Genomic DNA, 12,144 nt, shown 5'->3' with positions numbered 1-12,144 from the left:
CAAAAAGAAAAACGAGCTAAAGTTTAGCTCGCTTTTTGTTTGTTTTGCTTTTGATATATATCGATGCCTGCTTCATTTAACATCCACTCAATATGAACACCATATCCACTAGTTGGATCATTTACAAAAACATGCGTTACAGCACCAATAATTTTCCCATTTTGTATAATTGGGCTACCACTCATTCCTTGTACAATTCCACCCGTTTTCTCTAATAAAACTGGGTCTGTTATTTTAATAACCATTCCTTTTGTAGCAGGAAACTTTTGTACAATCGTACTGACAACTTCCACATCAAACTCTTCCACTTCATCATTATCAACTACAGTCAAAATCTTTGCTTGTCCTTCTTTTACTTCATGAGGTAAGGCGATAGGTAGTGGCTCATCTAAAATCCCATTATCAATATCTTTATGCAACTTACCGAAAATACCGAATGGGCTATTTCTTGTGATGTCACCAATTGCTTCACGATCACTCGAAAAGCGGGCTAGCTTTTCACCTGGCACACCGTTGCTACCTTTTTCAATAGAAGTAACGGTAGATCTTACTACTTGACCATCTTGTACCACTATCGGTTTTTTCGTGTCCATATCTGAAATAACATGACCCAATGCTCCGTACCTCATTGTCTTCGGGTCATAAAATGTCATCGTTCCGATACCAGCTGCTGAATCACGAATATATAGTCCGATACGGTATGCGTCCTCATCTTTATCTTGTAAAGGCATTAATTCTGTTTCTAACGTTTTCTCTTCTCGAGCTATTTCTAATTGTAATGGTTTACCCGTCTTTCCAGACTCTTGCACAAATGGGGCAACATCGCTCATCTGTTCAATTGTTTTACCATTAATTTTTGTAATGATATCGCCAACTTGAACCCCAGCTATTTCACCAGGGGATTGCTTCCCGCCTGTTGTATCCACTAAATGATGTCCAACAACTAGTACACCGACCGTATTTAATTTGACGCCAATCGATTGACCACCCGGATACACTTTGTATTCAGGAATAACATCCACATTCATTTGCTTAATTGGAAAACCTGCAAGTTCCATTATGACTTTACCTTCACCAATGTTCGTACCACTTACAGCAACTATTCCATCTTCTTTCGCCACATCTAATGTTTTATGACTACTTACCACTCTGGCACTTGCAGGTATTGATGATGAAAAAGCAACACCTTGGCCTTCAAAAATGGTTAAGTTTGTAGGAAGTTGGACATAATCCTTTAAAGGTTGCCAAAAACTTAAAACCATGATGGAAACAAGGAGAAATGCGCCTATCATTTTTCTTATTATCTCTTTTGTCAACTGATTCACTCTCCTCGCTCCTATCCCACACCTTTCATGGCTACATTACTAATTTTGCCTCTAAACGCAACATTTATAACAAGGAAGCAAATAAAAAAAGCTACCCTTTTTGGATATTTTGCACAAAAAATAAACAGAGCAATAAAAAAACTACCGCTCTGTTTAAATATATTATTATGCACGCTTAACTTGCTCTGCTTGTGAAAGCAGTTCTTTTGCATGTTCTTTTGTTAAGTTAGTTACTTCAACACCTGAAATCATACGACCGATTTCCGCTATTTTTTCTTCTTCGGTTAAAGGTTTTACTTTCGTTTTTGTTCTATCCCCATCAATTTCCTTACTAATAAATAAATGAGTATCGGACATTGCTGCTACTTGTGGTAAGTGAGATATACACAATACTTGCGATCCTGACGAAACATGATAAATTTTATTGGCAATTGCTTGAGCTACTTTACCACTTACACCTGTGTCTACTTCGTCAAAAATAATGGAAGTAATGCCCTGGTGTTTAGAAAAAATACTTTTCATCGCAAGCATAATTCGAGATAGCTCACCACCTGAAGCAACTTTGGCTAAAGGCTTTAAGGGCTCTCCAGGATTTGTCGTTAAATAGTATTCCACTTCATCTACACCATGTTTTTGAAATTTTACATTACCTGTAGATTTGTCCATCTTTTTCGCAATATTCACTTGAAATATTGCCTTGTCTAAGTAAAGATCTTTTAATTCTTTATGGATTTGTTCTGTTAAATCCGCAGCTACGAATTTGCGTTCATCTGTTAATGCATTAGCTTCCAACTCTAAATCTTCTACGAGAGATTGCAGTCTTTCTTGCAACTGATGAATATGCGAATCACGGTTTTGCAGAGTTTCTAATTCTTCTTCTATTTTGGAAGCATATTGCAATATTTCTTCCACCGACGTACCGTATTTTCTTTTTAGATTCTTCATTTCGTTTAATCTACTCTCAATAAAGTCAAGACGTTTTGGATCAAATTCTAAATTATCAATTTCATCCCGAACTCGGTACATAATCTCTTCTAATTGATAATAACTATTTGAAATCACTTCATATACATCTTTTAAGTTTTTATCAATTGACTCTAAATCTTCAGATTCGCTCATTGCATGACTGATCCAATCAAGTCCTTTTTGTTCTCCATGAATGGCGTAGTACGTATTATTTAGTGCTTGAAATAATTTTTCATAATTACTAATTTTATTTCTCTCTTCTAATAAAGTTTCATCTTCATTTTCTTCCAAGTTAGCTGCACCAATTTCATCCAGTTGGAACTGCAATAAGTCTAACCTATGAGCAACTTTTTGCTCATTATGTGTTAGTTCCGTTAACCTCTTATTTAATTGTTGATATTCTTCAAAAAGCTCTTGATAAGCCGTTAACGTTTTTGCCATTTTTTCTTGACCATAAAAATCTAACAATTGTAAATGTTGTTCTGGATTCATTAGTTCTTGATGCTCGTGTTGACCATGTATATCAACTAATGTTTGTCCAACTTCACGCAGTATGGCAATTGTCACAAGCTTTCCATTCACACGACAAACACTTTTACCTGTAGCGTGTATTTCCCGCCTTAACACGACCATGTCATCTTCTATTTCTATTCCTAATTGTTCACAAACTTTATAAACTGGATGAGTTTCACTTTCAATTAAAAATAAACCTTCCATCTCAGCCTTTTTTTCACCATACCGAACAAATTCTTGAGAACCTCTACCACCGGCTAATAAATGAATAGCATCAATAATAATCGATTTCCCTGCGCCAGTTTCACCAGTTAAGACCGTTAGTCCTTTTTCAAAGGAAACGGTTAACGATTCAATTATGGCAAAGTTTTTTATAGATAATTCTGCAATCATACTTCATCACACCTTAAATTTCGATATTACAACATGTTCACTACTCTATCCGCTAACTCGGTAGCTTCTTCGGGTGTACGACAAATAATTAAACATGTATCATCACCACAAATAGTGCCTAAGATTTCATCCCAATCTAAATGGTCAATTAAAACACCTATCGCATTGGCATTACCAGGCATTGTTTTCATCACGACCATATGACCTGCTACATCAATTTTTACAAACGCATCAACTAGAGCGCGCTTTAGTTTTAATAAAGGGTTAAAGCGATGATCAGCAGGTAAACTGTATTTATAACGCCCATCCTGCATTGGCACTTTGACAAGGTGTAATTCTTTTATATCTCTTGACACCGTCGCTTGCGTAACATTAAAGCCTAATTCTTTTAAACAGTCAACAAGATCGTCTTGTGTTTCTATTTCTTCATTCGTAATTAACTCTCTAATTTTTATATGCCTTTGACCTTTATTCACCTTATACGGCACCCCTAACTATGTAAATAACCTTTTTGCTTATCTTTAGAGTAAACTATAATGGTAAAAAAACTCAACTACTTCTTACAAATTTTAAGGGAATAACATGATTGTTATTCCCCTTTTTTTACTGCATTCAATTCAACATGTGCTTCTTGCACAATTTGCTCTACCGTTTTATTACAATTTACAGTCCCAGGTTCTGCTTGTCCATTCCAATGTATATGAAGTAAAAACTCAATATTACCGTCTCCTCCAGTAATTGGAGAATATGACATGTCTTGAACGTCATATCCTTCGTTTAAACTAAACGAGATAATCTTATCTAAAACAGATTCATGAACTTTTTTATCCCGTACAATTCCTTTTTTTCCGACTTGCTCTCTGCCAGCTTCAAACTGAGGTTTTACAAGAGCTACCACATCACTGTTAGCCACTAGTAATGTTTTTAGTACAGGCAAAATAAGTTTTAACGAGATAAAGGAAACATCAATCGTTGCAAATTCAGGTAAGCCTTTTTGTAAGTCAGCAGGAGTAACGTAGCGGAAATTTGTTCTCTCCATTACTTCTACTCGTTCGTCTTGTCTTAACTTCCAAGCAAGTTGATTATACCCAACATCAAGAGCATAGCTCATCTTCACTCCATTTTGAAGGGCACAATCCGTAAAACCACCTGTAGAGGATCCGATATCTAACATTATTTTATCTTGAATGTTTAGGTCGAAAATTTTAAGGGCTTTCTCTAATTTCAAGCCACCTCTACTTACGTATGGCAAAACATTTCCTTTTACTGTTAAGACGGTATCAACTGGAATTTTTTCCCCTGGCTTGTCTAATCTTTCTTCGTTTGCATAAACAAGGCCAGCCATAATGGATCGCTTCGCCTTTTCACGGGTTTCTGCTAATCCTTGCTCTACAAGTAAAATATCTAATCTTTCTTTTTTCGCCATAAATATTAAGCCCTTTTTTGCTTTCTTCTTGCTATTTTTTTCACGTTGTTAACAACTTCTTCTGTTGTTAAGCCTATTTCATTTAATAATTCTTTTACACTTCCATGTTCAATAAAACGGTCAGGTATTCCCATTCGTCGAACAGGAACCATATATCCTTCTTCGTTCGCAAACTCGAGGACCGCACTTCCGAAGCCACCTTGTAAAACAGCTTCTTCAATTGTAACTATCGGCATTCCCGCTTTGAATAAATCATGTAACATCGCTTCATCCATCGGTTTAATGAATCTAGCGTTGATTACTTTTACAGAAATATTTTCTTCTTGTTCAAGCTTCTCTGCAGCTTCTAATGCCATCGGAATCGTGGTACCGAACGTTAAAATAGCAGCGTCTTGTCCTTCTTTTAAAACTTCCCATGAACCAATCGGGATTTGTTTTAATTCTTCTTCCATCGGAACTCCTAAACCATTTCCACGCGGATAACGAAGAGCAATTGGACCAGCATCATATTTAAGTGATGTGTAAACCATATGTTGTCCTTCATTTTCATCCTTCGGCATCATTAATACGATGTTTGGTAGATGACGTAAAAATGCGATATCGAAAACACCTTGATGTGTTTCTCCGTCTTCTCCAACAAGGCCAGACCGGTCTATACCGATAAACACATTAAGATTTTGACGACAAACATCATGAACTACTTGATCATAAGCGCGTTGTAAGAACGTAGAATAAATAGCTAAAAACGGCTTCATTCCTTGTGTTGCAATTCCTGCTGCCATTGTAGTTGCATGTTGCTCTGCAATCCCTACATCATACATACGTTCCGGGAACTCACTAGCAAATCCTTCTAACTTAGAACCAACCGGCATTGCAGGAGTTACTGCAACAATACGGTTATCTTCACGTGCCATTTTTCGAACGGTTTCACTAATGACACTACTCCATGCAGGAGGTGCCCCTACAGGTTTAATTAAATCACCCGTTTCAATCTTGTAAGGTCCAGTTCCGTGCCATGTTCCAATTTTATCCGATTCTGCTGGCATAAAACCTTTTCCTTTTTTCGTAACAACATGAATAATAACTGGTCCTTCTGTTTTCTTCGCATATTTTAAGTTTTCAATTAAGTCCTCGATATTATGTCCATCAATTGGCCCTAAGTAAGTAAAGCCCATTTCTTCAAAAAACATACCACTCACTAGTAAGTATTTAACACTATCTTTTATTCTTTCCGCTGTTGCAGCAAGTTTTCCACCTACTGCAGGGATTTTTTTCAATAGCATTTCAAGTTCGTCTTTAACCCAATTATACTTACCAGCAGTTCTCATGCGACCAAGTACATTGTGCAGCGCTCCAACATTGGGAGCAATTGACATTTCATTGTCATTTAAAATAACAATCATGTTCTTTTTCTCATGGCCAATATGATTTAGTGCTTCTAGCGCCATACCACCTGTTAAAGCACCATCACCTATAATAGGCACAACATATTCGTCCGTACCTTTTGCGTCTCTTGCTGCTACCATACCCATTGCAGCCGATAAGGATGTAGAAGAGTGACCCGTTTCCCAAACATCATGTTCACTTTCATTCATTTTAGGAAATCCGCATAACCCTTTGTATTGTCTTAATGTTCCAAACTGTCCAGCACGTCCAGTTAAAATTTTATGCACATACGACTGATGACCTACGTCCCATAAAAATTTATCTTTTGGGCTATCAAATACTTTATGTAGTGCAACTGTTAATTCAACAACGCCAAGATTCGGGCCGATATGTCCGCCCGTTTTCGATAAATTTTCTATTAAAAACTTACGAATTTCTTCACTTAGTACTTCTAATTCTTCACCTTCAAGCTTTTTTAAAAACTTTGGGTTTTTAATTTTTGTAAGATCCAACGGGGATCACTCTCTTTCCTTACTGTTTTCGTTTATTGCGCTTCTTTTTATTATTATTTAATAACATAATGTTAAAGTTGTTTTCTAGTATATAGAACACTTTACCTACCTGAAAAAGGATTGGCGTAGAATAGCGAATTGCTAGAGATTTACCGAAAGCTTTTCCACCTACTGTTAACGATGCTACGACACTTGTAAAAAGGACTGCTATTACATAATGGAAGATAGAATCTTCGACATGGTTCATAGACAGCGTAAATTGAATGACGACAATAGCAGATGCTGTACCACTTATTATACCTGAAATGTCTCCTATTACATCATTACAAAAGCTCGCGAACCTGTCAGCATTACGAATTATATGTATGGATTGTTTGGCACCGTTTACACGTTCGGCTGCCATTGCATGGAAAGGTGTTTCTTTTCCAGCAGTAGCTGCAATACCTACCATATCAAAAAATATCCCAATAAACACAATGATAAACACGATAATCATGCCAATTGCCCAAGTGACACCTGATAAAATCATCGTTGATACAATTGTAAAAATAGCCGCTAACACTAGTGTGATAACGGCGATAGCTAGACTCCAATGTATTGCGTCTTTCATCTTATTCATATATTCAACCTTTTATCTATTTATTTGGCTGTGTTAAAGTTCGCTGTTGATTTTTAATTATCAACACTAAGCTTTAACATAGCTATTTATTTATATATTAATTTTTTAGCAATAATTCCCCATATGTAAGTGGAGTGGTCATATAATGAGTAAAAACTGCGGCTTAGGTCCAGTAGGTTTTCCCAAGCAAGTACCAGATGTCGCCATACTGGCGGTTTCCCTTTAAACTCGCCTTAGCCGTGTCGCCACCAGCTAGACTAGATTACCACTTAGCCCGCACTATAATCCCCATTATATGTCTAAAAGCGAACAGCCTAGGAGTTTTCCTCTACAGCCCTTAACCAGGTCTTAGCCTCTTTTGCAGAACAGATTTCATACGGGTTGTAAAAGCATTCTTCGCTGGCCTAGCAGAAGAAGCTCCATACCATAATCCCCTCTAACTCCACTCAAGGCAGGCTACGCTGCACCTTTTTATCCCAGATAAATCAGTAGCAGGTTTATCACCATCCCGCTCCTCTCCCTTTAGAAAGATAAGCAAAAATGGGCCTCCACGGAAATAGGGTCCACGCCCACATGCCATTGTGGATCGCCCTAAAACCTTAACTCCCAGCATCAACCCAAGGCTGGGCGCCTCAAGCCGACACAAGAAACTTCATCGATGTGCCCTTTAGCGGATTTTTAGGCCCGCCTTCAGAAAAGGTGGACTGACTAGAATACTGCACCACTCCTATAAGTATCATATAGTATACCATAAAAATAGGAAATGCTCAATTTATAGAAATACTGCCTATTTTTTATCCTTAATGATCTCTTGAAGCAATTAGGTCGCATAAGTCATGGAGTAGGTTTTCTTTTAGTGGTAGTTCATTTAGGATTGTTTTTGCTTTGTCTATATGTTCTGCTAATTTATCTTTTGCACCTTTCATCGTTAAAAGAGAAGGATACGTAACTTTATTGTTAGTCGTATCAGAGCCCACTGGTTTTCCAATCTTCTCCTGTTCTCCTTCAATATCTAAAATATCATCCCTAATTTGGAAGGCAATCCCTATATGATAAGAGAACTCTCTTAATTTTTTCACTTCTTCACTAGTTGCATTCGCTAGCATAGCTCCTGACATAATACTAAATTGTAATAGTCTACCCGTTTTATTTTTATGAATATACTCTAGTTGTTCTAATGTTAATTGTTTACCTTCTCCTTGCATATCAGCTACTTGACCGCCAACCATTCCTTCTGGACCTGCAGCTTTTGCTAGCTCATATGTAAGATCAATGATAGTTTCTGGATGTACGTTATATTGTAATAAGTCCTTCAAAATTTGAAAACTGTATGTTTGTAATCCATCGCCAGCTAATACAGCCATCGCTTCGCCAAAAACTTTATGATTCGTCAGTTTGCCTCTTCTAAAATCATCATCATCCATGCACGGCAAATCATCGTGAATAAGCGAGTATGTATGAATCATTTCAACAGCGCAAGCAACTGGTAAACCTATTTCCTCATCTTTTCCAAAGGAGCTTAATGTTGCTAACACAAGAATGGGGCGCAGCCTTTTGCCACCTGCATCTAAAGAGTAATTCATCGATTCTATTAATGTTTTTGGTGCGTTTAATTTATTAATATATTGAATCAAATGTTGCTCGATTTTTTCTTTTCTTTCCTTCATGTACGGTGCTAATGCAAGTTGTGACAAATCATTCTTCCTCCTGTACATCGAACGGCTCTAATTCACCATTTTCTCTTAAAATTTGTTCCATTTGTTGTTCCACGTTTTGTAATTTTTCATGACACAACTTTGAAAGTTTCATCCCTTCTTTATAAAAAGAAATAGCTTCTTCTAATGGAACATCACCTTTTTCTAACTGTTCTACTATAACTTCTAATTCTTTCATCGCGTTTTCAAATGTTACTTCTTTTTTGTCCGCCATGATTAACCCTCCATTTTTTTATCTATTATTATATTCTTAACTGTACAGTCTAACTTTCCATCTTGCACATGCACTTGTATGGACTTTCCAACCTCTGTTTGTGTAGTAGACTTTATTAACTCGCCGTTTTCGTTATATGAAATGTTGTATCCCCTTTTCATTATATTTAAAGGACTTAACATTTCTAATTTAGAAAGAGCAGATTGAAATTCCCATTGTTTTTTCAAAAGTGATTGATTCATCCCTGTTTGTAAAAGCTTTACTTGTCTTTCTAAGTTATTCTTTTCTATCTCCCACTGCTTCTTCGGATGATTTCTAATAACTAGGGCGGAAAGTTGTTCTAGCTTCATTCTTTTTTGCTCTAACAAACGTTTACTTGCAGTCTCTAAGCTATCCATAAGACGATCTAATTCTTGTTCTTTTTGTACATATAAATTTTGTGGATAGCGGAACGCGTACGACTTTTGAATTCGAACTAATCTTTCTTTATAACCTGAAATCACATTATGAACAGAACGATGTAATCTTCTTTCTCTATCAGAGAGGCGCTCTGCTAATTCAATTATGTGTGGGACAGCAAGCTCTGCTGCAGCAGTTGGAGTTGGAGCACGTAAGTCTGCAACAAAATCTGCTATTGTAAAATCTGTTTCGTGCCCTACTGCAGAAATTATGGGTACATTTGATTTAAATATTTCTCGAGCTACTTGTTCCTCATTAAAAGCCCAAAGCTCTTCAATGGAACCACCGCCTCGACCAACAATGATCACGTCGATGTTTTCTAATGTATTAGCTGTTGCAATCGCTTTCGCAATAGAAGGAGCAGCATGTACCCCTTGAACAAGTGCAGGAATGACCGTTACTTTTGCGATAGGATACCTTCTTCTTAGAGTTGTAATGATATCTCTAATTGCCGCACCAGTTGGAGAAGTAATGACTGCTATTCCTTTTGGAAATTTCGGAATAGGCTTTTTATGTTGCGCGTCAAAAAGACCTTCTGAAGCCAATTTCTTTTTTAGCTCTTCATAAGCTAAAAATAAGCTACCGATACCATCTGGTTGCATTTCTTTTATGTATATTTGATAGTTGCCACTGCTTTCATAGACAGAAATTTCGCCACGAACTAAAACATTCATTCCTTCTTCTGGAGTGAACCCTAGATTGCGGTTGTTTCCTGCAAACATGACAGCTAATATTCTCGCATTTTTATCTTTGAGCGTGAAATACATATGGCCACGACTATGCCACTTGAAGTTGGATATTTCTCCTTTAAGCCATACATCTTGCATATGTGGATCGACATCAAACTTCCGTTTTATATACTTTGTTAAGGCCGTTATAGTTAAATACTTTTTTTCTGACATTCGAAGTACTCCTTTAACTGGCGATTCTATTTCTTAGTTTACAATAACTGAGTGTGCTATTTCTATATTTCTTCAAATTAAAAAGGCAGTGAATCACTTATGTGTTCAACCACCTTTTAAGATATCATATTATAGGATATTCGTCTTGTTTTGAGATGCTTTCTTTTGAGCAGATTGTAGCGTGTTTTGTAATAGCATCGTAATCGTCATCGGACCAACACCACCAGGAACAGGTGTAATATAACTTGCTTTTTCTTTCACACTATCAAATTGCACATCTCCACAAAGCTTTCCACTCTCTAGTCTATTAACACCTACATCAATTACTATCGCACCGTCTTTTACGTAGCTTGAACTAATTAAGTTAGCACGACCAACAGCAACAATTAAAATATCGGCCTGTCTAGTAATATCTGATAGGTTTTTTGTTTTGGAATGGCAATAAGTAATCGTAGCATCTTCTTTTAAAAACAGTTGACCAACTGGTTTTCCAACAATATTACTACGGCCAACAACAATAACATGTTTACCAGTAATGGAAACATTCAATGACCTAATCATTTCTAATATCCCATAAGGTGTGCATGGAATGAATGAATCTTGGTTAATCATCATTTTACCAATGTTTATCGGGTGAAATCCATCTACATCTTTTTCAGGAGAAATTGCTTCAATAATAGAATTTTCATGTATGTGCTTAGGTAGAGGTAATTGCACTAATATTCCATGAATTTCTTCATTTCTATTAAAGTAGTCTATTCGAGATAATAGTTCTTCTTGCGTTAAAGTAGAAGGATAATGTTCTAATAAACAGTTAATCCCCGCTTCTTCACAAGCTTTCTTTTTTGCTTTTACGTAAGAGTGTGATGCAGGATCGTCTCCTACTAAGACAACAGCTAGTGTTGGTTGAACAGCATCGAACTGCCTCAACTTCGTTACTTGTTCCTTAATAAAGGTTCTCTTTTCTGTTGCTAGTTCTTTTCCTGAAATAATTACTGCAGACATGAATAGCTCCCCCTAACAAACCATTGATATTTTTTATTTTGACAATGCGTCTTTTACTTTAGATAAAACTGCATTAATAAATTTACTAGATTTGTCATCACCGAATTTTTTTGCAAGTTCAATCGCTTCGTCCATTGAAACACTTACAGGAATCTCATCTTCGTACATAATCTCGTACACAGCAATTCTTAAAATTGTTCTATCTACCGCACCTAAACGATTTAATGTCCAATTTTCTAAGTGATCAGTAATCATCACATCAATATCCGACATGTTTTCAACTGTTCCCAATACTAATTGAAGTAAAAATGGATCTTCCTTTTTAGAGGAGTTTTCTAGTACATTTTCTATTGCTTCTTTCGGGTCAATTTCACTTAAATCTATTTGAAAAACGGCTTGTAATGCCTTTTCTCTCGCTTCGCTTCTTTTCATATAAATAGCTCCTTCTCGTTCATGTAAAGAGTATAGAAAGATAATAGCATACTTTTTCTAGATAAGTATACTGTTTTCTCACTTTTTTTCACAAAAACACAAACATTCTAGCACGAAGTAAATGTTTTTATTCGTGTTTAAAAACTTTAATTTCCGAACATTCAAAAAATGGATGATTAGGTTATGTAATGAAATCACTTTCATCTTTTCCGAACGTTTTCTATCTTATACGATTTTGTTTTATAATCATAATAATTAATTATAAAAGCGGTGATTT

At 36.3% G+C, this 12,144-nt stretch carries 11 protein-coding genes; all 11 read right to left on the bottom strand.

Annotated elements, in window-relative coordinates:
* Positions 1-23: 23 nt before the first annotated feature.
* The 11 genes from spoIVB to nusB all read right to left on the bottom strand — a co-directional run bounded on the left by spoIVB (position 24) and on the right by nusB (position 11,867).
* Positions 24-1,316 carry a SpoIVB peptidase gene (gene spoIVB, locus CDZ92_RS03065; protein ID WP_096153484.1) on the bottom strand — a complete coding sequence of 431 codons (1,293 nt, stop codon included), beginning with the start codon at positions 1,314-1,316 and terminating at the stop codon, positions 24-26.
* Between the two features lie 174 nt (positions 1,317-1,490).
* On the bottom strand, positions 1,491-3,197 hold the full coding sequence (gene recN / locus CDZ92_RS03060; RefSeq protein WP_096153483.1) for a DNA repair protein RecN: 1,707 nt from the start codon (positions 3,195-3,197) through the stop codon (positions 1,491-1,493).
* 26 nt (positions 3,198-3,223) lie between these two features.
* Entirely contained in the window at positions 3,224-3,673 is a 450-nt protein-coding gene (gene ahrC, locus CDZ92_RS03055; protein WP_096153482.1) for a transcriptional regulator AhrC/ArgR, read from the bottom strand.
* Positions 3,674-3,786: 113 nt separating this feature from the next.
* Complete coding sequence (locus CDZ92_RS03050) at positions 3,787-4,623, bottom strand: TlyA family RNA methyltransferase (RefSeq protein ID WP_096153481.1); 837 nt, start codon at positions 4,621-4,623, stop codon at positions 3,787-3,789.
* A 5-nt stretch (positions 4,624-4,628) separates the two neighbouring features.
* Positions 4,629-6,521, bottom strand: coding sequence for a 1-deoxy-D-xylulose-5-phosphate synthase (gene dxs / locus CDZ92_RS03045; RefSeq protein WP_096153480.1), 1,893 nt, complete (start codon positions 6,519-6,521; stop codon positions 4,629-4,631).
* Between the two features lie 19 nt (positions 6,522-6,540).
* The gene (locus CDZ92_RS03040; RefSeq protein ID WP_255249767.1) at positions 6,541-7,140 is read right to left on the bottom strand and encodes a hypothetical protein; all 600 of its coding nucleotides are present in this window, start codon (positions 7,138-7,140) and stop codon (positions 6,541-6,543) included.
* Between the two features lie 800 nt (positions 7,141-7,940).
* Positions 7,941-8,855 carry a polyprenyl synthetase family protein gene (locus tag CDZ92_RS03035; protein ID WP_096153479.1) on the bottom strand — a complete coding sequence of 305 codons (915 nt, stop codon included), beginning with the start codon at positions 8,853-8,855 and terminating at the stop codon, positions 7,941-7,943.
* Positions 8,836-9,069: an exodeoxyribonuclease VII small subunit gene (locus tag CDZ92_RS03030; RefSeq protein ID WP_096153478.1), complete on the bottom strand. Its 234-nt coding sequence runs from the start codon at positions 9,067-9,069 to the stop codon at positions 8,836-8,838. Before CDZ92_RS03030 ends, CDZ92_RS03035 begins: the two co-directional genes overlap by 20 nt.
* Before the next feature lie 2 nt (positions 9,070-9,071).
* Positions 9,072-10,430, bottom strand: coding sequence for an exodeoxyribonuclease VII large subunit (xseA, locus tag CDZ92_RS03025; protein WP_096153477.1), 1,359 nt, complete (start codon positions 10,428-10,430; stop codon positions 9,072-9,074).
* Between the two features lie 129 nt (positions 10,431-10,559).
* Entirely contained in the window at positions 10,560-11,435 is an 876-nt protein-coding gene (folD, locus tag CDZ92_RS03020) for a bifunctional methylenetetrahydrofolate dehydrogenase/methenyltetrahydrofolate cyclohydrolase FolD (protein WP_096153476.1), read from the bottom strand.
* 33 nt (positions 11,436-11,468) lie between these two features.
* The gene (gene nusB / locus CDZ92_RS03015) at positions 11,469-11,867 is read right to left on the bottom strand and encodes a transcription antitermination factor NusB (RefSeq protein ID WP_096153475.1); all 399 of its coding nucleotides are present in this window, start codon (positions 11,865-11,867) and stop codon (positions 11,469-11,471) included.
* Positions 11,868-12,144: the final 277 nt, after the last annotated feature.

Source organism: Bacillus sp. FJAT-45066, assembly GCF_002335755.1.
Lineage (GTDB): Bacteria > Bacillota > Bacilli > Bacillales > Bacillaceae_I > Bacillus_CD > Bacillus_CD alkalisoli.
This window is presented reverse-complemented; position numbering and strand designations above follow the sequence as displayed.

Coding starts and splice junctions, on each gene's coding strand:
- recN (WP_096153483.1), bottom strand. CDS start 3,197: ATGATTGCAGAATTATCTATAAAAAACTTTGCCATAATTGAATCGTTA.
- CDZ92_RS03050 (WP_096153481.1), bottom strand. CDS start 4,623: ATGGCGAAAAAAGAAAGATTAGATATTTTACTTGTAGAGCAAGGATTA.
- CDZ92_RS03040 (WP_255249767.1), bottom strand. CDS start 7,140: ATGAATAAGATGAAAGACGCAATACATTGGAGTCTAGCTATCGCCGTT.
- CDZ92_RS03035 (WP_096153479.1), bottom strand. CDS start 8,855: ATGTACAGGAGGAAGAATGATTTGTCACAACTTGCATTAGCACCGTAC.
- CDZ92_RS03030 (WP_096153478.1), bottom strand. CDS start 9,069: ATGGCGGACAAAAAAGAAGTAACATTTGAAAACGCGATGAAAGAATTA.
- xseA (WP_096153477.1), bottom strand. CDS start 10,430: ATGTCAGAAAAAAAGTATTTAACTATAACGGCCTTAACAAAGTATATA.
- folD (WP_096153476.1), bottom strand. CDS start 11,435: ATGTCTGCAGTAATTATTTCAGGAAAAGAACTAGCAACAGAAAAGAGA.
- nusB (WP_096153475.1), bottom strand. CDS start 11,867: ATGAAAAGAAGCGAAGCGAGAGAAAAGGCATTACAAGCCGTTTTTCAA.